The organism is Paenibacillus sp. N119s, from assembly GCF_059447605.1.
In genome coordinates this window covers 1-21,668 of the sequence record NZ_JCAJRU010000062.1, presented here as the reverse complement: position 1 = coordinate 21,668, position 21,668 = coordinate 1, and the positions used below count along the sequence as shown (strand labels likewise).

19 protein-coding genes are annotated in these 21,668 nt (G+C 47.8%); 4 read left to right on the top strand and 15 right to left on the bottom strand.

Annotation, left to right across the window (positions count from 1 at the left end):
• From AC5V8P_RS09835 to kduI, 6 genes are all read right to left on the bottom strand, one after another.
• Positions 1 to 605, bottom strand: a 605-nt coding sequence (locus tag AC5V8P_RS09835) for an MFS transporter (RefSeq protein WP_495473616.1), incomplete at its 3' end; no start/stop codon positions are given.
• Between the two features lie 92 nt (positions 606 to 697).
• Positions 698 to 1,849 (bottom strand): winged helix-turn-helix domain-containing protein, encoded by a 1,152-nt coding sequence (locus AC5V8P_RS09830; RefSeq protein WP_064797675.1) that lies wholly within the window; start codon positions 1,847 to 1,849, stop codon positions 698 to 700.
• Positions 1,830 to 3,068 (bottom strand): CynX/NimT family MFS transporter, encoded by a 1,239-nt coding sequence (locus tag AC5V8P_RS09825; protein WP_063207130.1) that lies wholly within the window; start codon positions 3,066 to 3,068, stop codon positions 1,830 to 1,832. The genes AC5V8P_RS09830 and AC5V8P_RS09825 overlap by 20 nt, the downstream gene beginning before the upstream one ends.
• 248 nt (positions 3,069 to 3,316) lie before the next feature.
• Positions 3,317 to 4,093, bottom strand: coding sequence for a 2-dehydro-3-deoxy-D-gluconate 5-dehydrogenase KduD (gene kduD, locus AC5V8P_RS09820; protein WP_064797674.1), 777 nt, complete (start codon positions 4,091 to 4,093; stop codon positions 3,317 to 3,319).
• Positions 4,094 to 4,141: 48 nt separating this feature from the next.
• Positions 4,142 to 4,786: a bifunctional 2-keto-4-hydroxyglutarate aldolase/2-keto-3-deoxy-6-phosphogluconate aldolase gene (locus AC5V8P_RS09815; protein WP_063207133.1), complete on the bottom strand. Its 645-nt coding sequence runs from the start codon at positions 4,784 to 4,786 to the stop codon at positions 4,142 to 4,144.
• 79 nt (positions 4,787 to 4,865) lie between these two features.
• Complete coding sequence (gene kduI, locus AC5V8P_RS09810) at positions 4,866 to 5,696, bottom strand: 5-dehydro-4-deoxy-D-glucuronate isomerase (protein WP_064797673.1); 831 nt, start codon at positions 5,694 to 5,696, stop codon at positions 4,866 to 4,868.
• 340 nt (positions 5,697 to 6,036) lie between these two features.
• Between kduI and AC5V8P_RS09805 the strand changes: the two genes are divergently transcribed.
• Entirely contained in the window at positions 6,037 to 6,993 is a 957-nt protein-coding gene (locus tag AC5V8P_RS09805; protein WP_064797672.1) for a sugar kinase, read from the top strand.
• Between the two features lie 181 nt (positions 6,994 to 7,174).
• Here AC5V8P_RS09805 and AC5V8P_RS09800 read toward each other — a convergent pair whose 3' ends face one another.
• Positions 7,175 to 8,188, bottom strand: a complete 1,014-nt coding sequence (locus AC5V8P_RS09800; protein WP_064797671.1) for a LacI family DNA-binding transcriptional regulator — start codon at positions 8,186 to 8,188, stop codon at positions 7,175 to 7,177.
• 292 nt (positions 8,189 to 8,480) lie between these two features.
• Positions 8,481 to 9,890, bottom strand: coding sequence for an MATE family efflux transporter (locus AC5V8P_RS09795; RefSeq protein WP_064797670.1), 1,410 nt, complete (start codon positions 9,888 to 9,890; stop codon positions 8,481 to 8,483).
• A 354-nt stretch (positions 9,891 to 10,244) separates the two neighbouring features.
• Between AC5V8P_RS09795 and AC5V8P_RS09790 the strand changes: the two genes are divergently transcribed.
• The 3 genes from AC5V8P_RS09790 (at position 10,245) to AC5V8P_RS09780 (ending at position 13,746) form a co-directional block, all read left to right on the top strand.
• The gene (locus AC5V8P_RS09790; RefSeq protein ID WP_064797669.1) at positions 10,245 to 11,252 is read left to right on the top strand and encodes an acrylyl-CoA reductase family protein; all 1,008 of its coding nucleotides are present in this window, start codon (positions 10,245 to 10,247) and stop codon (positions 11,250 to 11,252) included.
• Positions 11,253 to 11,540: 288 nt separating this feature from the next.
• Complete coding sequence (locus AC5V8P_RS09785; protein ID WP_064797668.1) at positions 11,541 to 12,092, top strand: RNA polymerase sigma factor; 552 nt, start codon at positions 11,541 to 11,543, stop codon at positions 12,090 to 12,092.
• Complete coding sequence (locus AC5V8P_RS09780; protein ID WP_064797667.1) at positions 12,061 to 13,746, top strand: DUF4179 domain-containing protein; 1,686 nt, start codon at positions 12,061 to 12,063, stop codon at positions 13,744 to 13,746. Before AC5V8P_RS09785 ends, AC5V8P_RS09780 begins: the two co-directional genes overlap by 32 nt.
• Before the next feature lie 110 nt (positions 13,747 to 13,856).
• Here the strand turns inward: AC5V8P_RS09780 and AC5V8P_RS09775 are convergent, their stop codons facing one another.
• The 7 genes from AC5V8P_RS09775 to abc-f all read right to left on the bottom strand — a co-directional run.
• Positions 13,857 to 14,681, bottom strand: coding sequence for a carbohydrate ABC transporter permease (locus AC5V8P_RS09775; protein WP_064797666.1), 825 nt, complete (start codon positions 14,679 to 14,681; stop codon positions 13,857 to 13,859).
• Positions 14,681 to 15,547 (bottom strand): carbohydrate ABC transporter permease, encoded by an 867-nt coding sequence (locus tag AC5V8P_RS09770; protein ID WP_063207161.1) that lies wholly within the window; start codon positions 15,545 to 15,547, stop codon positions 14,681 to 14,683. Before AC5V8P_RS09770 ends, AC5V8P_RS09775 begins: the two co-directional genes overlap by 1 nt.
• Before the next feature lie 16 nt (positions 15,548 to 15,563).
• Complete coding sequence (locus tag AC5V8P_RS09765; RefSeq protein WP_064797665.1) at positions 15,564 to 16,796, bottom strand: ABC transporter substrate-binding protein; 1,233 nt, start codon at positions 16,794 to 16,796, stop codon at positions 15,564 to 15,566.
• Between the two features lie 186 nt (positions 16,797 to 16,982).
• A complete protein-coding gene (locus AC5V8P_RS09760; RefSeq protein WP_064797664.1) occupies positions 16,983 to 17,750 on the bottom strand; it encodes a hypothetical protein in 768 nt (255 codons plus the stop codon).
• 12 nt (positions 17,751 to 17,762) lie between these two features.
• On the bottom strand, positions 17,763 to 18,563 hold the full coding sequence (locus tag AC5V8P_RS09755) for an ABC transporter permease (protein ID WP_064797663.1): 801 nt from the start codon (positions 18,561 to 18,563) through the stop codon (positions 17,763 to 17,765).
• Positions 18,560 to 19,288 carry an ABC transporter ATP-binding protein gene (locus AC5V8P_RS09750; RefSeq protein WP_064797662.1) on the bottom strand — a complete coding sequence of 243 codons (729 nt, stop codon included), beginning with the start codon at positions 19,286 to 19,288 and terminating at the stop codon, positions 18,560 to 18,562. Before AC5V8P_RS09750 ends, AC5V8P_RS09755 begins: the two co-directional genes overlap by 4 nt.
• Positions 19,289 to 19,594: 306 nt before the next feature.
• Positions 19,595 to 21,668 (bottom strand): ribosomal protection-like ABC-F family protein (gene abc-f, locus AC5V8P_RS09745; RefSeq protein ID WP_495473615.1); only part of this gene is annotated, 2,074 nt, incomplete at its 5' end.

Below are 21,668 nucleotides of genomic sequence, written 5' to 3'. Positions count from 1 at the left end.
GGGCTGGCCAGCGCCGGACCGATGCCACGCAGCGGCCAGAGCAGCAGGCCGGAGCAGAGACGCAGCAGTGCATTCAAGATGATGCATGCTTGCGGGGACAGCACAGCCAAGGTCATGGCGCCCAGCAAGGGCCCCGCGACTTTGGAGGCCTGATTGACCAGTCCGTTCAGTGAGGTTGCACGGAAAAGGTCGCTACTGGCGACTACTGTACGGGTCAAGCCTTGCTGTGACGGCATTTGGAATACACCAGCCGCTGCGCGCAAACCGAGCAAAGGCAACAGCCACGCCGGACCTGGGACGGCGAGAATCGCCAGCGTCAGTAAGGCGATAGCTGCATCGCAGATGATCATCAGCCGCGCCTTGTGTACCCGGTCGGCTAACGTACCTGCAATAGAACCGAGCAGCAGACCCGGCAGGGCCATGACTACCGGAATCAGCGCAATCAGCATGGGGTCGGCTTCCCAGCGGTAAGCAACCAGCACCTGAATGGCGATAGCATCAAACCAATCGCCAAAGGAAGCAGCCGTATGGGCCGCAAACATCCGCCGAAAACGACCATTACGCCAAATACTAGGCGTGGATTGCAACTCTTTCTCTTCCTTCATTTCTATTCACCCTGCTCTCATTTTCTGCTTCATTAGCAATAAGAACATTCTAGCGGGTCTTTATCAGAGGAAAATCAGACAGCTAAAAAAAGTCAGGCCACAGAAAGGATCTGCTCCAGCCAGCGCTTTAGCGTCGAACGATGCAGTGTCAAACGATTGTCCCGGTCAAGCTGATCGTATTGAGCCGCATACTTCTCTTCCAGCATGGGATATGGGCCGCAAAGCTTCAAGAAACTGCGAATTTGACTAACCGCTTTGATTTTTAGCAGTTCCTGTTTCGCCATATCAAGAGTGCCCAGTCCCTCATCCATGAGCCGCTCAGCGTTGTCCACATCTCCAGTACGCAACAGCATAAGTCCACGCAGCATGCGATAACGGCCCAGTTCGCGCAAATACGGAGCCACCGACAGCATGCCTTCCAGACGATCAGACAGTTCAGCAACCTTTTCCATATGATTTGCAACCAGATGCATGTACATCTCCATCAGCGCAACCGGCATCACAAATTTATCGAGATCATCCCGCTCCATGATCATGAAGGTCAATGGCAGGCCTTCCTGTGCGCGTTCTGGTTGTCCATGTTCCACATAAGCCTCCAGAATATTGAGGATGCGCAATTCCCGCTCTTGGTCACTGGACAGCAATCCGCTGGTGAGCGCACGTTCACAAAGGGCTAGCCCGTGATCCGTAACCGCTGCTGTGCCTGTATATAGCAGCAGCATCCAATACAAACGGTCTGCGGGTGCAAAATCCTCTCGCTTTAAGAACCAAGACACATCCGCCTGCACAAAACGGATATACATTTGATAATAGGCCGACATTTGGAAACCCAGCTGTTCCTGCTGTTCGGCTAGTGCTACGATGGAATCGCCCTGCCCCAACAGGTGATACTTTCGGAAAAGTCCATGAACGGCGTCCTGCACTTCCTGATCGTGCAAAGAAGGATGATTCCGTGGTTGTATGTCAGTCAGGGTCAAGCTGTAGCCATACCCTCTAACCGTATGAATACGAAGTCCAGTCCATGCCTTAAGTTTTTTGCGCAATCTGTAGATATGATCATCCACGGTACGCTCCACTGGATATTCCAGCGGCCACACACGATCCAGCAGTTGTTCCCGGGTGAACACCTGATTCCGGTTATCGTATAGGAAGCGCAGCAACGCAAACTCTTTAGCCAACAACATAACACGATCTGCATTATAGACCACGCTATAGCCATCTGCATCAAATTGCAGCCTGATCATCCACCTCGCCTCCGACATATCGTTTCTTGGCTGCACCCAGGCCTATAAACATAAGCAGCACACTCAGGCACAAGAGTAAAAGCAGCGGAATTGTCCAGCCCTGTGTCGCATCATGCAAATAACCGAATAGTGTCGGTCCTGTCGCTGCCAGCAAATAACCAAAGGATTGCGCCATACCTGACAGCTCTGCGGCCTGCTGCGGTGTCCGGGTCCGCAAATTAAAGAACATCATGACTAGCGGGAAAGCAAAACCACCTGCTATTCCAATACAAATAACCCAAACCACACTCCACTGTGTAGCCCCGAGCAGAAATCCACCCAGACCGATAAAATAGAGCACTGCCATAATCAGAACCAATAGCCGCTGATCCTTCACTCGCGCCGCCCAAATAGGAACAATAAAAGTAAATGGCATTTGTGAAAATTGCAGCACAGACAGCATCCATCCCGCAGTCTCTGAATCCATTCCCTGTCCGCTCATCATTTCGGGAAACCAGGCAGCAGGAACATAGAAGAGGGCAGATTGCAGCCCCATGAACAGCGTCACCTTCCATGCCAAAGACGATTTATACACATTCACCGTTCGGGCGGATACTACCGCTTGATTAGCTGTTCGGCGCACCTTAAGAAGCTGGGGCACCCAGAGTAAAATACCTACGACGCCAATAATCGCCCAGATCCCTAAAGCACCACGCCAGCCCATTCCTCCATTCAGAGCCAACGGTATACTCAGACCGGATGCTGTTGCAGCGACCACATTCATGGATACGGAATATACGCCGGTCATCAGGCCGCTATTGCGAGGGAACTCTTCTTTGATCAAGCTGGGCAGCAAAACATTGCACACAGCAATAGCCAGTCCCAGCATCGCAGTCCCGACAAATAATGCAGTCACCCCCAACGTCGAGCGCACCACAATACCTGCGGTCAACAGCAGCAAGGCTGCAAAAATAACAAGCGGCGACCCGAAGCGGCGCGACAGTTGGGCTACAAAAGGCGACAACAGTGCAAAAGCAAGCAGTGGTAATGTCGTTAACAGACCACTTAGTGTATTTGAAATATGCAAAGAATCCTTAATCAAACCGATAAGAGGTCCTACCGAAGTAATCGAGGCGCGCAGATTGGCACCTACCAGGATGATCCCTACGGCTAGCAGCCAAGGACCGGCATGCCACAAAGATTTGTATAGCAAGGCTCGTTGGTGTTGCTGTGAACTCATCTCTCCATTCTCCAATCTATCTGTGTTATGCTCAAAGGCTCCAACCAAGTGTAACGGCTGGAGCCTAGGCAATTTTTTATCTCATTAAATTATAAAGGCATTCGTGCCATATGCATAGGACGGAATCGACATAGCATCCCAAATCTTCATGTACAGCTTAACGCTTCATCATGCAAAAAAGCTGCCTAAAAGGACGAATTCCTTTTGAGGCAGCTTTCAGTTCATGACTTATATGTGGTCAGCGCTGCTTAACGTACCAGCCAGCCGCCATCCACCGCCAAGATATGACCGTTCATGTAGTCCGAACCCTGACTGGCGAGGAAAACAACAACCCCCATCAGATCAGACGGATCGCCCCAACGACCCGCAGGAATACGCGACAAGATTTCTTGATTGCGGTTTTCATCCGCACGAATTGGAGCGGTATTCGCCGTAGCAATGTAACCAGGAGCAATCGCGTTAATCTGAATGTTATGAACCGCCAGCTCGTTTGCGAATGCCTTGGTCAAGCCAGCTACTGCATGCTTGCTTGCTGTATACGGCGGAACGAACTTGCCGCCCTGGAAAGCAAGCATAGAAGCGACATTGATAATCTTCCCGCTTTTTTGCTCTACCATTATCTTCGCCACTTCCTGGCTCAAATGGTATACAGCATTCAGGTTGATTTCCATAACAGCGTCCCAATCTTCGTCTTTATACTCCAGCAGAGGAGCGCGGCGAATCGTACCCGCATTATTGACAAGGATATCAATTTTACCAAATTCCTTGATGCACTCTTCTACAAGCTTTTTAAGGGATGCTTTTTCAGTTAGGTCGGCTTGGTGAAAGGCAAACTTCACACCCGTCGGCTCCAGCAGACGTCTTGTTTCTTCATAATCATCATTGTTAGCTACAATGAACAGGTTTGCGCCTGCTTTGGCCAAAGCTACGGAGTATCCTTGACCCAAACCAGTGTTGCCTCCTGTTACAATCGCTGTTTTACCATTGAGACTGAAAAAATCCAATGAAAAATGGTCCAAACCCATGCCTACGCCTCCATCACACATTAGTATAAAACCTATATTTTCTGAAGCCTACAACGCTGCACGTACTTCTTTATATTTAGCTACATAACGGGCTGCATTTTCTGTGATCAAGTCGTAGCGACCTTCCTTGGCTGGAGCCGTCAAATTGCCTCCAATTCCCACGGCCACACATCCGTTACGCAGCCAGGTTTCCATATTGTCCAGATCAACGCCACCGGTTGGCATAATCTGTACGTGAGGCATTGGCCCTCTAACAGCCTTAACAAAGTCCGCACCCATCGTATTGCCCGGGAACAGCTTCACGACATCACTACCCAATTTCATGGCTTCCTTGATCTCGTTCAGCGTCATACAGCCTGGCATATAAGGAATCGCGTACAAATTGCATAGCTTCGCTGTTTCCTCTTCAAAAGCAGGACTCACGACAAACTCTGCTCCGGCCAGAATAGCAATTCTCGCTGTCAGTGACTCCAGTACAGTTCCTGCACCAATAACTGCCCGGTCCTTAAATTCGTCTTTCAATCTTCGAATGACCTGATCCGCATCCGGTGTCGTGAACGTAAGCTCAATATTATCCAAGCCGCCTTCAATACAGGCTTTGGACATTTGATACGCTTCCTCTGCCGTGTTTCCCCGAATGACTGCAACAACACCAACCGAAGTGATATGTTCCAAAACTTTCTTTTTCGTCATGTTCCTGATCCTTTCCACGAATGGGATGGCCATGGTTCCTCAGCCGCTTGCAGGTCTACGCTCCAATGCAAAAACCGGATTAACGCAGCTCGCTCATGGCTACCTGATCCATGTCTTTATATGTTTTATTTTCACCGGCCATGCCCCAAATGAAGGTATAGCTGCCTGTAGCCGCACCGCAATGGATAGACCAAGGCGGAGAAATAACGGCTTCATCATTTTTCATGACCAGATGGCGCGTTTCGTTCGGCTCACCCATTAGGTGGAACATTCTCGCGTTTTCATCCATCTCAAAGTAGAAATACACTTCCATGCGACGGTCATGAACATGGGTCGGCATGGAGTTCCACACACTGCCGTTCTCTAGCGTGGTCATACCCATAACCAATTGGCAGCTTTGAATGCCTTCGTCATGGATAAAGCGGCGTAACGTACGGTTATTGGCTGTTTCTTGCGAACCCAGACTTTCAGACGGCACATCAGCAACAGACTGCTTTGTCGTCGGATACGTGGTATGGGCCAAGGCTGAGACGATATAAAATTTCGCCGGCTTTCCACTGGAATCGCTTTCAAAGATCAACTCCTTGGCACCTTTACCTACGTAGAGGCAGTCTTTTGTGGCTAGCTCGTAAGTTTCACCATCCACCTTGACCGTACCGTTGCCGCCGACATTAAAAACACCCAGTTCACGACGCTCCAAGAAAGTTTCCGCTTTGATTTGATCGCTGCCTTCCAGTGCAACAGATTTATTCACGGGGTGAATGCCCCCGATAATAACACGATCTTCATGCGTATAGACCAGCTTTACTTCCTCAGGTACAAAAAGCTCCTGGATCAGATAGTGCTGACGCAACTCTTCAGTTGTAAAATGCTTGGCATGTTCGGGATGAGTTGAATAACGCATTTCCATAAAAACATTCCTCCTGTTTAGATAAATTTTTTTATCAACGGAATCATTATAAAAGCGATTTCTAACTCTACTTCTTAGCTAGAATTGTAATAATTATCTAAGGGGGTGTCAACCCAAAACTTCATCATTCCTAGAAAAAGCCTTAATACTCGCGGATTTTTACATGTTTTTTACCTTTTGATAAACAAGGACATATTTTTTTATCTATTTTATCCAAAAAGTTTTTAGCAAATATATCAACTTGCTCATTGTGAAAAACCGATTTATGTGATAATTTCATTTTATTCAGGCGGTGCATACGCTTACAGATTTAGTTTACTAAACATAAGGAGGAATTCAAATGACCGCAACATTGGATGCCGTTACCTTTGGAGAACCTATGGCCATGTTTTACGCCAATGAAGCAGGCTCTCTGGATGAGGTGCGTTCATTTACCAAAGCGCTGGCTGGAGCGGAGACGAATGTTTCGGCTGGTTTGTCGCGTTTGGGACTAAGAGCAGGACTCGTGACCAAACTCGGGGAGGATACATTCGGCAGGTTCATTGCCGATGCACTACGTCAGGAGAAGATCGACACTCAAAATGTCATGTTTACCAAAGACCGCTCTACCGGGATGCTGATTAAGTCTAAAGTTACCAGCGGCGATCCTGAGGTCGAATATTTTCGCAAGCATTCCGCCGCTTCCACACTGAGCATCGCTGATTTTAACGAAGCTTACTTTGCCGAGGCTCGCCACTTGCACTTTACAGGTATTTCTGTCGCACTTTCCCCTGAATGCCGCGACTTCGCCCGCCATGCAAAGCAGTTTATGAAAAAGGCAGGCAAAACCGTATCCTTTGATCCTAACCTCAGAGCTAAATTATGGGCTGACACGCAAACGATGGTGAAGGCAATTAACGAAGCGTCCGAGGGTTGTGACTGGCTGCTGCCAGGCATCCATGAAGGTGAAATATTAACAGGCTATACTTCGCCTGAAGATATCGCTTCGTTCTACCTCGATCGCGGCACCTCGCTGGTGATCATCAAGCTGGGAACCGAAGGCGCCTATTACAAATCCGCAGATGCGGAGGGATATGTCAAACGTTTCCGGGTTGATCATGTCGTAGATACCGTCGGCGCAGGTGACGGCTTTGCCGCAGGTGTGATTAGTGCGCTGCTGGAAGGCTTACCCCTGGCTGAAGCGGTCAAGCGCGGGAATGCACTTGGTGCGCTGGCTGTCATGTCAGCCGGAGATATGGACGGCTATCCGACACGAGCCGAACTGGAATCCTTTTTGCTCAGCGCCAGCACGAATTAGTCCGGGTTTATTCCCCGCATAACCTTTACCGCTATTAACGCAAACTCAACAAGGCCGAATTCAAAGTCAGCCTTAACTTCCAATAGCCCGTGTTCGCTTTTGTGTACCTGAGCAGCATACGCATACTCAGATCGCACAATGGAATACGGGCTTTTTTTATAATAGATGTCAGAATGCTCGTCTACAGCGTTTTGATGGATTCTCCGCGATGGATATCCGGCACAAATCGGTAAATAATCGGCACTGACTCGCCGCCTTCTTCAATGCTGGACAGCAGCGTTTTTGCCGCCTGCCTCCCCATATCCGCAATCGGTTGTGTAATGGTCGTAATCGGCGGATTATAAATATGGGCAAACTCCGCGTCGTCAATCCCGATAACGGACAGCTCTGCCGGAATACGTATGCGGCGGGCATTCACATACTTCAACACCTCAGCCAACACGATATCATTTCCGGCCAACAGCGCAGTCGGCGGCTCTGGCAGTTGGAACAGCTCTTTCAGCGTCTGCTGGATTTCTTCTCTCGGCACACTGTGCATATATTCATCACGAGCTGGCAAACCATGCTCCTCCAGCGCCTTCTTGTATCCGCTGAGCCGTTCCACTCGGGGAGTAATCCGATTCAGGCCAAGGGGCAAGGTAATCAGCGCAATTCGCTCATGCTTGTGAGCCACAAGCTCCTGAATCGCCAGCTTAACTGCCATTTCGTTATCCAGCAGCAGACTGCGCGTATTGACACCGTCCACCAAACGGTCCAAAAACACCAATGGATATTTCTCACGAATGAGCTGGTTGTAAATGTCTGCATGCTTGCCTGTCGGGAAGATGATCAAGCCGTCCACTTGACGGGCCTTGAGCATCTCAATATACTGGCTTTCCTTATCGGGATTTTCATCGGCGTTGCAAATGATCACCTGAATGCCAAAGCGCTGCAATTCCTCCTCAATCGCACGGATAGATTGGATCGACAGCGTATAGTCAATGTTGGCTACAATAACTCCCACCATAAATGTCCGGTTTTGCTTCAAGCTGCGGGCCAGCCCGTTAGGCTGATAGTTCAACTCCTGAATAACCTCCGCAATCCGGTCTTTGGTCTGGTCGCTCATATATTTATATCGTTTGTTCAGAAATTGCGAGACCGTGCTTTTAGACACTCCCGCCCTCTGGGCAACATCTTCAATCGTCGGCTTCTTCATCGGTACACTCCTTGTCTTTCATGTACTGCGTTAGTGCAACAAAAGTATATCTTTTTTTTAGTAAATTTACCACACTTCTATTTATGAATGCCATTATGATATGTTTTGAGCTTACTTGTACAGCAACATTTCCGCCTATTCCGTTTTCTCTATATCATTTTTGGCTTTCTACTATTTCTTCTCTATGCAGCAAAAAGAGGCAGCTCAAGATGTTCTCTTGAACTGCCTCCACGTATATAACTCTATCGAAAGGCCAGGTTCTAGCTAACGCAACGCTAAATTACTGTTTGGATTAGTGTGCCGGAACAGGCGTTGCAGACTGATCTGGTGTATCGTGCTCGACCAGTGAATGCTTTTCCCATAACCGGCTTCTCCAGCGGGCATACATGATGACAGCACGAGTCCACTCATCAGCAGCAATCGCCAGCCACACGCCAGCGAGTCCCATATCCAGCTTGAACACCAGCAGATAGCCGAGCGGCAAGCTCATGCAGACCATGGAGATCAACCCCATATAGACCGGGAACTTGGCATCTCCAGCAGCACGCAATGAGTTAATGATGACGATATTCGTCGTCCGTCCAGTTTCCAGCAGAATGCTAAGTAAAATAACCTGCGCACCCAAACGAATAATTTCAGGGTTCTCCGTAAACAAACCAAGCAAGGGAACACGGAAAAAGATAACCACCGCATCAATAATCACAGTCACGAGTAGCGCCCATTTCACACTGTTCAATACACGTTTATAAGCCGTATCCTTCTCTCTGGCCCCCACGAGCCTTCCCACTACGATAGCCGTTCCCATACCGACGGCCATACTGAACAAGTAGATATAGCTCGAAATATTATTCGCATACTGGCGTGTTGCCATCGCTTCTGCACCCAGATAAGTCACGTACAATGTAAATATGAGCTGACATGACTGATACATAATAGACTCCAGTGCGGATGGTACACCGATGCGCAATATTTTAGAGATGAACTTTTTGGACAAGTGAACGTAATATTTCCACTCGACACGCACCTCAGTGACCCGGTACATCAGCCAGAAGAAAATTAAGAGACAAATAAAGCGGCTACCGACTGTAGAAATAGCAGCACCTTCTACACCAAGTGCAGGCATGCCCCAATGCCCCAAAATCAAAACATAGTTGCCGACCACGTGGATCACGTTCATAAAAACCGATACATACATCGTTTCTTTGGTAAAGCCGTGCGTACGAATAGTCGCCGCCAGCGAGTTAATCAATGCCTGAAGGAAAATGGCCCCCCCGACGATACTCATATAGGATTCTGCGTAAGTCAGAATATCCCCCTGGACATTCAGCCATTGCAACATATGAGTACCGAACACAAGAAAAGTTACGCTAAGCAAAAGACCTACCATTAAATTCAAAGTAATGGCCGTACCCGTCACCTGGGCCGCTTCGACTAGTTTCTTAGAACCGATATATTGAGCTACGACGATAGCAGCGCCGTTGCCGATAACCTCCAGTACAAGGATGGCAATTGAAATAATTTGATTGGATGCGCCCACACCCGACACTGCATTATCCGATACAGAGCTGAGCATGAATGTATCGACGCTTCCCATTAACATAAACAGGAACAATTCAAGGAAAATAGGCCATGTCAAACGGAACAAATTCAGTTCCTTGGCTTCGGACAATACCGAACCCTTTTTTAGTGCTCTAGTTGTCATTCATTCACCTTTCTTCATAGAATATTTAATGATCAAAGGGTATGTTAGCACAGTCATTCTGAAAATACATCCCGTTTACGTAAAATGATTTGAAAAATACGTAAGAATTCATTTATCACCTTCTTTATATTTGATTATCGAACTTTATTGAAACAAGCTGTTGCAAGAATATAGCCATAATCGGTCCGCTCGATGTCTTGATGAGCTTAAGGTATAATAGGATACGAGCTTGTGAGCATTGCTGCTGACAGGCTGTGCAGATTGTTGTATGCTTTCTAAGCATAATTTGTAAATTAGAAATGGAACATATAGGCCATTCATAGGCTTAAACGGTAATAAAGGAGGCTTTTATAGATGACTCAGTCATTTCAAGCCCTTGTCGTCGATCAGACACAGGACGGTGAAGTTCAAGCAGAGGTACGCTCTCTGGAAGCTGGCAATTTGCCTGCTGGAGAGGTATTGATTCGTGTCGCTTATTCCAGCATCAATTATAAAGACGGGCTTGCCGCCCGCAAGGATGGCAATATTGTCAAAGCCTATCCATTCGTACCCGGCATAGATTGCTCGGGAACCGTCGTTTCATCCGAGAATAGCCGCTTTAGCGAGGGACAAGCGGTGCTCGTTACCGGCTACGGGCTGGGTGTGTCTCAATTCGGAGGATTCAGTCAATATGCTCGGGTGCCTGCGGACTGGGTAGTTCCGCTTCCAGACGGACTCACGCTGAGAGAGGCGATGATTTTCGGGACAGCCGGATTCACCGCAGCCCTGTCGTTATATCGGCTGGAGCAAAACGGCGTTGCGCCGGATAAGGGCAAAGTACTCGTCACCGGTGCGACGGGTGGTGTAGGCGGTGCAGCCATTGCTTTGCTGCACAAGCGGGGCTATCATGTCGTGGCCAGTAGCGGCAAGGCCGAATCGCATGATTACCTCAAGGCGCTTGGGGCAGCCGAGGTTATTTCGCGTGAGGAGGTTTACGACGGTGCCGAGAGCATCCGTCCGCTAGGCAAGCAGCTGTGGCAAGCGGCTGTTGACCCTGTAGGCGGAAAGCCGCTCGCTTCGCTGCTCAGCCAGATCGCCTACAATGGCTCGGTTGCCGTGAGCGGCCTGACGGCAGGCACCAAGCTGCCTACGACAGTGCTGCCGTTTATTTTGCGCGGCGTAAATCTGCTGGGCATAGACTCTGTCTTCTGCCCCTATGACACCCGCGCAGCGATTTGGAAGCACCTTGGCGGTGACTGGAAGCCGGAACAGCCGGAGCGGCTCGTTGAGCGCGAAATCGGCTTGGCTGATCTGCCAAGCGCGCTCGAAGACATCCTCGCCGCCCGTTCGCAGGGTAGAACGATTGTACGGCTGGCTGATTGAGCGGAAGGTTGTCCGCAAGCTACCCGTTGTCGTTTTTTTGCAAAAAGAAGTGTTCATTCCGTAGGGTCTAACGATCTAGCAATAAAACCTATAAGAAGCCTATAAATCTGTAGTTATGAGATTTACAGGCTTCTTTTTTTGTGTGATACGCTTCTTTTTTACGTGTGATACATTGGAGAGAAAGTGAAATACACTCAGATGCGAGCCATCTCTTTTTCACATCCGAATGAACCTTTTGGAGACTCCAGTTGTTATATAGGTAAACTGTACGAGAAAGGAGAGCCATCCTTGGAGAGTAATCGGGAACTGTTTGATCTGTATCAACGGGATGTATACCGAACCTGCTACTACATGGTCCATAACACCTCGGATGCAGAGGATTTAACGCAGGAAGTGTTTATCATCCTGTTTCGTAGCAATCGTGAGCACATCGAGCAACTGAAAGCCTGGATTATGAAAATCACGGTCAATCATTGTCTGAACCATCTTAAACGCCAAAAAAGCCTGCATTTGAAAGTATCGGCCAATCCTCATCTTTTTACTAGGACAGAAAATAAGCCTGTGGACAGGCAGGTGGAGGATCGCGAGTCGGCGGAGGAATGGGCGGTTTATATGAACCGCCTTCCGGCCAAAATCCGCGCTGTGCTGACACTTCGCTATATGCACGATTTCACACTGGCGGAAACATCCAAGTTACTGGAAATCCCGCTGGGAACCGTCAAGTCCAGGACACACAAAGGGCTAAAGTTAATGGAGCAAATACTGCGGGAGGCTGGCGCACAGATTCCCACGATGGAAGGAGAGAACTATGAACAACGTAGAAAAGGCATTGAAGCGTAAGTTAAATGAAGATTCGGCATTGGCTTATCCTAACTTTGATGAGATGTGGAATCGGATGGAACAGGCAGGACATACAGTTCCAACGCTAACCGAAGTTTCCGATTCATTTACTCCACACCGGCATAGAAATTGGCGAAAAGTAGCTATCGCCGCCTCGCTAAGTGCACTTCTCGTTGCCGTTCCCGTCTATGCCGCCATCCATTATAACTGGGGCAATCTGCTGTACGGAAGAAGTGGAATTGAGACGGCGTTAGCTCAAAACCTGGGGCAACCGTTGGAACAGTCTGTCACCAAAGACGGAATAAAGCTGACGTTGCATACTGCTATTGTCGATGAGAACCGTACTGTGATTCTGTACAGTCTGGAGGTCGGAAAACGCGCAGACAACGAGTTTTGGAATGTCAAAGGTGTATCACTTAAAAATGCTGCGGGAAAAAGCAGCGCAGGAGAGTATAGCTTCCAGCAATGGGATGAGAAAAACCAACGCTATAACGGCTACTTTGAAAGTGATTGGACACCGCAGCAAGAAACAGAGAACGTGCGGCTGACCGTAGAGCATATGGAGCTCACCAGCGTTCAAGAACTGGATTTGCCTCTCGATATCACATCACCTCAAAAACAAACTTTCAAGCTGGATCGTAACGGCTTACAAGATATGAAGATACAGGTGTTCGAGCAAGGAAAAGATAAACTGATGTTGTCATCAGCGATTACTTTTGATTCGTCTATACCAAAGGAATGGGATAATCCGCAAATTATCGCCTACAAAGATGGGAAGCCTGTGAAGCCTCAATCTGGAGGGACATTTGGTACACCCGGTGAGAACGGAGAATACACAGCCCAGCAGTATTTTACTAAAGGCGATATACCAAAAGGGCAGACCAGTTTCAAGCTGCAATATGCACAAACGGAGAAAAGTATGCATGAGCCCCTAAACTTTGACCTGCAGCTAAGCAAGAAGAAAATGGAGAGCGGGACGATTAAAAGTGTGCTGAATACTCCTTTAGAGAATGGCAACCCGAATTTTATGCTGGAACAAATGATTGTTACACCGACACAAATCCGTGTCACGATCAGAAGCGAGAAAAAATTCGCCATGTTACCTTATCAAAAGTATTTTCTTTCTGTGAACGGCACAATATTAGAGGGTAATCGCTGGTCTTCACCTGATCAGGACCACGATCTGAATACGATCCGTTTTGAACGGCCGGCCAACACTGTGATTACCCGGGATACTCCCATTACTTTTACCGGCAAATACAAGGTCACGACCCATTCGGATGACAAAACACCTCAGCATTTAACTGATATTTCAGAGCAAAAGCAGACACTAATGACGCAAATCGGGGGCTATCCTGTAAAGTGGACCTACTACAAGCAAGGATCGGACTTATTTGTGGAAACCGAAAGCGAGGATGCTCACTTTGGAGGGATCAACCAGACACATATTGGTCTTGGGAAGGAACGAATGATTGGCAAGCCGATCACAGCCAACTTTGCCGGAGATGGCAATAACAAAGCAGTGGATGTCTACAAAAACTTCAAGGAAAAGGAAGCTTCTATTTATATGTTCTACTATACAACAGACGACCCGAAAGCCGAGACGACCGTACCCTTGCAGCCTTTGACTAACAATAGCAAAACATCCAAATAGACAAAGCTATAAAAAGAAGGTTCTCTATACCTGTGTGATTAACGGTATAGGGAACCCCTTTTTATTGGTCTAATGAACCCCGGTCTGCGCGAAGCTGTGATATCCCCACCTTACTTTACAGAGCCTTGCGTAACACCATTGATAATCCATTTTTGTGCAATCAGGTAGACAATAATCATTGGTAGCAAAGCCATCAGGTACGAGGCAAAGGCCAGATTAAAGTCGGTGTTGAATTGCCCCTGAAATACATACTGAACGAGCGGCAGTGTATATTGCTCCGCATCGCTAATAATAATGAGCGGCAGCAAAAAGTCATTATAGGTGGACAGACAAGTGAGAATCCCCACCGTAGCACTAATCGGCGCCATCAGCGGGAATATAATGCGCCAAAATGTCCCCCATGTCGTCGCACCATCTACCGTGGCCGCCTCTTCCAAGGCTACCGGAATGGAGCGAATATAACCCACATACACGAAGACATTAAACGCCAAGCCATATACCGTATGCAGCACAATGAGGCCCACCAGATTGGTCATGTGAAGTCCCGAGGCCAGCTTCACAATCGGCAGCATGATGATCGGAAACGGAATAAACATGGCGCTCACAAAGTAAAAATATAACCCCTTGAAGAAACGCCGCTGCATATTGCGGGCAATGGCATAAGCAACCATTGAATTGGTGAGCAAGGTGAGTACGACCGTCGAGGTCGTCACCATCACACTGTTCCGAAAAGCGCTGAAGAAATGGGTCATTTCCACTGCACGACTAAAGTTCTCCCAATGCAGCTTTGTTGGAAAGGCAAAAGCGGAATACGCCATCTGCTCAGGATTTTTAAGTGCAATCGTCACCGTCATATAGAGGGGAAACAGGATAAATATTGTCCCCAGCGCAATCAGAATCAGCACAGGCCAGTTAGTACGTCTGCTTGTTTTCATCAGTTATCCATCTCCCTTCTCTGGAGGAATCGCAGCTGTAAGATGGAAATGATTGCGATCACAATAAAGTAAATCACTGAGTTAGCCGATTGATAGGCAAATTCCCCGCCTCTAAAGCCTCCAGTGTATATCAGATGGGAAATCGACTGCGTAGCCCGCCCCGGTCCGCCGTTCGTCAAAGCCACGATCTGATCAAATACCATCAGGGAATTTTTCATCGCCAATACCATATTGATCGTAAAAAACGGAGCAATCAACGGAAAGGTAATGCTCCAGAATTCACGCCATTTACCTGCACCGTCCAGATTGGACGCCTCATACAGACTGGTCGGGATCGTTTGCAGCCCTGCTAGGTAGAGAATCGTATTAAAGGCAATACCCTGCCATACGGCTACGATGACCACCCCCACCCAAGCCAACTGCTCACTCCCCAGGATGTTTGTCGATAATGAACCGATGCCCAAGTTCTGTCCCCAAATCGTAAACACGTTTGAGAACAGGTAATTGAATATGTAACCCACGATCAACACGCTCAAAATATTAGGCAAGAAATAAATCCCGCGAAAAAAATTGCGAAAACGTATTTTAGCGTTCAGCCCCATGGCTATCAGCAAGCTGAGAATATTAATCGCAATGGTAACCACAATCGCAAATTTGAAAGTAAACCAGTATGCGTTACCCACATTGTCATCCTGAAACAAATTAATGTAGTTCTTAAATCCGACAAAGTCATACTGATGGCCGAATCCATTCCAATTGGTAAGCGAATAATACAATCCCTGCAGGGCAGGCAAGGTTAAAAACAGAAAAAACAATAGCACTGCCGGCACCGTCATCCAGTAAAAGGTCGTTAGTCGCTTATTCATGTCTCATCCTCCTCTCCTATCGGCGGTTAGCTACCTTGTTCCATTCCCGGTCGAGCTTGGTCAGATAGGCGTCGATGTCTCCGTTTTGCAGAAAGGCCTGCACAATAGAATTCAATTGGACCGCTTTGGGAATATAGTGATCGGCGAAATCAATGACACGGCCTGACTTAAAATACGGCAGCAGCTCTGCCACACTCGGGTCATCCTGCGTGACCCCCTTCACTGCTGAAAACAACGTTTGCTCCGTAATGTATTGCTTGCTGTTCTCTGGCTTCAATAGGAAGGCAATAAACTCTTCAGCCTCCTTTTTATGCGAGGTGCTTTCTGAAACGGCTAAAAGCGTGTCTATACCAGACACCAGCTTGACCGCCTTTGCGTCATTCCCCGTGGGTAACGGGAAAAATCCAAGATCCACTTTCGGGTTGGCTTTGCGAATTTCAGATATAGCCCACGAGCCCTGAATGTACATCAGTGCCTGCCCATTAGCGAAAGCACGGTTACCGTCAGCATAGTTTTTGCCAAAATTATCACTATGTCCGTATTTCAGTAGCTCCAGCTGCTTTTCCGCAACCTCGCGGTACTTATCCTGAAAGGTGACCTGGTTCTCACGCCGTTGCAGAAAAAAATCAATACCCACCAAGTTCGGACCCAGGGCATTAAAAGAAAGGTTTGTCTGCCAATCATCTTTATATGTAAAATAGAACGGGATTTTGCCGGCAGCCTTGATCCTTTGCGCCGTTGCGATCAATTCATCCCACGTTTTGGGCACCTGTAATCCCATTTCCTTAAAAAGTGTTTTGTTATACATCACACCATTCGCATTCGCAGCATAAGGAATTCCATACACGGGATCGACCCCGGTCACATCCTTAAGCATTTTGAGATAAATCGGGTCTACTGTACGTGGTAATTCCGTATTCGCTAGATCCGCAAAAATACCGCTCTGCGCCAAAATGGAGTAAGTATCGGTCGCCCCAAGCCCCACAATGTCAGGTACATCGTTTTTGACCACCCGGGTCAATAACACCGTCTCCGCCTCTGGTGGATTGACCTGTGTCACTTCAATACCGGGATGCTCCCGATTGAATTGTGCAATCAGCTTGTCGAATGAACCCTTGGCCTCCGGCTTATTTTGGAAAAACTCAATTTGCACCTTGCCTGAATCGCTACTCTTATTGCATGCGCTTACAGTAATTGCTAGCAGCAGAATTGCCATTAGTGTAGACAGCCTTTTGACCCCATTCCACATGCTCATACCTCCTTTTCTACTATGTCAATCTATGCGGGACTAGACAATAAATACCCGTCCCTTGCAGAAAAGAAACGATACACCTTATTTCAACCCTCAACGTCCGTATAAAAAAAAGATCCAGCTAACCTCCGAATGGTTGCTTGGATCTTTTCTATTTGTATAGTACCAACTATAAAATTTATGTTAAAAAACTCGTTTTTGCCACCGTACACAACTAATAATAATGCACACGACCAACATTCCCCCTGTACACATCCAAAATTCAAATGAGTTGTCAATCCTTAGAGCAAGCAATATTTCGCGAAACGGGTCCATTAACATAATAAGCGGTCTAGACAATTTAAAGAGGTATACAGATAAAACGAGAATTGATAGATAAGCAAACAGGGGTCGAGATACAAATAAGCATACAGCGCTGCTCAACATGAGCTTCACCAAGCACACCATAAGCAGTATAAGATAAAATGTGAGTATGTAGGTTATGGCATCAGACAAGGTAGAAGGTGTTGATGCACCATATTTCAAGAAAGTAGAGCTATGCGGGAAAAGAAACCATCCTGCAAGCACACTTATAAACAAACCTGTCCCAACGAAAATGACTGTTGTGATCGATAGTGCGAGCATCTTGGCAAGCCAGAACCATAAACGACGATACGGACGCAACATGTAAAGCCTATACGCCCCTGAATAAAGATCACCACTCAACTGATCCACATATAGGATAGGTAACATCGCCAAAGTTAGAAATAAAGCAACCTCACTCATCATTAGCCATGGCAGGTTTAAATTATTGACGAGCATGCTTCCTTCGCCAAAACGGAAGATCTTTGTCCCCGTCATTTTATAGCTCCATATAATCGCTACAATTATTAAAATATAGACTACGTACAACGAATAAGTGGACTTCCGCTTCCAAATTCGTTCCATTTCACTGTGCCAGATTCCCAGCATCAAGCAATCCCCCTAACACAAATAATCATCGACTACAAAGCGGCGATATGCACCCCATGTAAACAAGGCAAGATATACACTTACAACGGTAATGATGGCCCCATTCACAGATAAACTTCCGATTAAAGAATTATTCAATCCCGTATGCTGCAGATATGGAATAATCATAAATGCGACCACATCATATAGGTATGGAATATGAGAAACAAAGGATGCCAATTTTAGATACAGCGGATCAAATAACAGAGAAGCCAAATTGTATACCATGCAAATACCGATAGCATATGTAACACTCTTGCTATACATAGCAAAAAAACAATACAAGGAACTTATAGCCAATAGAGAAGCAAGCGCCCAACCGTAGTATTCAAGTATTTGCAGTCGCTGTAATATGGATAGACTCGCGTCACTTAAATGATATGAATATCTCCATATCTCAGCGATTACTTGTGATGAAATCGCAAATACAAAGAGAAGAAACAAGATAGAACTGTTCAGAACTAGCAGCTTACTCCAAAAAATCTGACCGCGAGTAAACCGACGCATAAATAATAGACGCAGCTGTCCACTCTGAAATTCCTCAGTAAACACAGCAGCAGCTAAAGCAGCCACAGCACTGTTGCAAAATAAATACAAATTCTCCTGCAGACTGGTGACGATAAAATTCTGGTGTAGCACCTCTATTGGAACATTCCGAGTACGCAAATAATATAAGCCTGTCGAGTAGGCTAGCACAGGTGTACATAAAACCATAAGCCAGAACCACTTTCGCTTCCACAATCGTTCAAATTCACTTTGTATCAATCGCTTCATAGTCCCATTAACCCCATAAAGGCTTCCTCCAGACGTTGGCCTTCCTTTAACAGCTGATCAGCAGGTCCCTGCCAAACTAGCCTGCCCTCTTTAATCACGATAAGTTCATCGCACATCTGTTGCAATTCGTCCAGCAGATGACTGGAGATAAAAAAGGCATAATTCGCAGAATCACGCAAAGCAAGCACAATATCCCGCAATTCTCTCATCCCCATGGGATCAAGACCATTGGACGGTTCATCCAGTAACAAAAGCTCAGGAGAGCCCAGCATGGACTGTGCAATACCTAGTCTTTGCTTCATCCCAAGCGAATAGGTTTTTACCTTGTCGTCGCCCCGCGTTTCTAGTCTCACCTTTGTGAGCAATTCTTCGATATGCGCCTCCCGATCTGAGGATGCAATTTCAGAGTGCAATCGTGACAAATTACGCAGAACCTGCCTGCCTGTCATATAATCAAAAAAGACTGGCGATTCAATAATGGCCCCCACCTTGGACAGTGCTTTTTCCCGATCCGTGCGTACATCATATGAAGCTATCTGTACAGAGCCGCTGGTCGGCTGCATTAATCCAGTCATAATACGCATCATCGTTGTTTTGCCCGCTCCATTGGGTCCGATGAATCCATAAATCTTCCCTTTCTGAAGCTTGAATGAGATGTCATTCAGTAAATGTCTTTTCCCCATTTTTTTTGTTACCTGATTGACCTCCAGTAAGAAGTCCGACATATCGTTTCCTCCATCCCATGATTGATAGGTATGATTACGAATAAGTATAGAATCTATTTAATAATGATTAATATCGCTTGCATAAAGTAGAAAATATCACAAGTTGCGAAATGTAAACAAATTACTTTCTATGTAAAATAAAAAGATAAACATTTATTAATATCAATTTATTTAAATATATGGTTATTCTATTTTCACTCTCTCATTAGTCTTTACCATACAAAAATAGCCCCTCAGCAGACGTGCTACCTTAGGGCTATCCTTTATAAAATATACGTTGCCTATCTTCAGCAACCAGCCTATCACTTACTCTAGTTCAATCCACTCGCCGAGCAACGTGTCCAGCTCCGCTTGCAGCTGCTCGCGCGCATCCCACAGCTCCGTCATGCGTGCTGTGTCGCTGCTCGTGCCGAGCAGGTCCAGCTCGGCATCTGTCGCCGCCAATGCAGCTTCCTTGGCGGCAATCGCTCGCTCCAAGCGCTCGCTGGAGACAGCCGGCGAGCGGGATGGCTTCGCGGCCTTCGCACCGCGTGCCTCGTCCCCGGCAGCGGACGACCCCAAGCGACCTGCCGACTCGGTGCGAGCACGACCCTTATCGGCTCCCGAGGTCACTCCTGGCCGCGCAGCCGTCCCTGCGCCATTGCTGGCTGCATCAGCAGACGCAGCCAGACCCGAGCCCGAGCCGCCGCCAGATGCGGCTTTACCTGCAGATGCCGAGCGTACGCCGGCATCCCCTTCGCGCTGCAAGCGAGCGTTTTCCAGCTCACGCTTCTTCGCGCGGTATTCATCGAAGCCGCCCAGATAGGAGGCTAGCTTTCCTGCCTCCAGCTCCCACACGCGCCCAGCCAGCTTGTTCACAAAGTAGCGGTCATGTGAAATCGCCAGCACCGTTCCCGAGTAGGTGTCCAGCGCTTCCTCCAAGGCCTCGCGAGAGTCGATGTCCAAATGATTCGTCGGCTCATCCAGCACCAGCAAATTCGGCTTTTTCATGACCAGCAGCGCCAGCCTTAAGCGGGACCACTCTCCACCGGACAGCATGCTCACAGGCTTAAACACATCCGCGCCGTAAAATAAATACTTCGCCAGCTGCCCACGCGCCTCGCCTTCTTCCAGTCCTGCTTCCTCCTTGAAATAAGCAAGCACCGTCGCCCGGCTATCCCGTTCTCTCTCTTGTTGCGCCAAATATCCGTACTCGACGCGCGCGCCCCATTGGACCGTGCCTGTATCTGCGCTTTCCTGACCAAGCAACAGCTTGAGCAGCGTTGTTTTACCTGCGCCGTTATCGCCTAACAAAGCTACCTTTTCACCGAATTCTAGGCTACCCGTAGCCCCGTTTAATATCTGACGTTCTCCATAGGCTTTGGCGAGTTCTTCAAACTGAAGTACCCGGCGACCGGAACGATCCTCCAGCTTTAAGTTAAATTCCGCCCCCTGCGGGTCCATTACAGGCCGCTTCACCAGCTCCATGCGCTCCAGCGCCTTGCGGATTGAGGCTGCCTTTTTGAAGAACTTTTCGTTGTCGCCATTGCGCCCCCACTCTTCCAAACGCCGAATGGCCTCCTTCATCTTTTTGATCCGCTTTTGCTGTTCCTTATAATCCTCAAATTGCAGCAGCAGACGTTGTTCCTTTTCCTTAACGTAGCCACTGTAATTCGTATAGTACGTAAAGGCCTCGCCATCCTCAAGTTCGATCATCTTGCCAGCAACTCGATCCAGAAAATAGCGGTCATGGGATACAACCACACAGGCCCCGGTGTAGCTCTGCAAAAATTGCTCTAGCCATTCCAGCCCTTTCAAATCCAGATGGTTGGTTGGCTCATCCAGCAGCAGCAAATCCGGCCGTCCAATGAGCTGGGATGCCAGCGCTATTTTAGTTTTCTCTCCGCCCGAGAGTGAACCGAAGTTGCGCGTATACATAGCTTTCGGAATACGCAGCCCATCCGCTACCTGATCTATATTGGCATCCATTTCATAGCCGCCGTTACGCTCAAACCGCTCCTGGAGGGAAGCGTACGTTTGCAGCAGCTTTTCCAACATCCCCGGGTTCGCTGTCACAATCGGATCTGACATTTCCCGTTCGAGCGTGCTCATCTGATTACGGCAATCCTTCAGCTCACGATAGGCGTAAGCCAGTGTTTCGTATACGGTGAAGTTTTCAAACTCCGCCGGGATTTGCGGCAAGTAGCCGATTTTCGTATCTTTGGCAATGACAAGCTGCCCTTCATCCGGGCGGGACAAACGTGCAATCAGGCGTAAAAGGGTGGTTTTACCGCTTCCGTTGCGACCAATGAGCCCCACCTTTTCTCCCTTATGGATATCAAACGTTACACCATCTAAAATCAGATTGGCAGCGTGGTGTTTTTTCAATTGTTGACCGTTT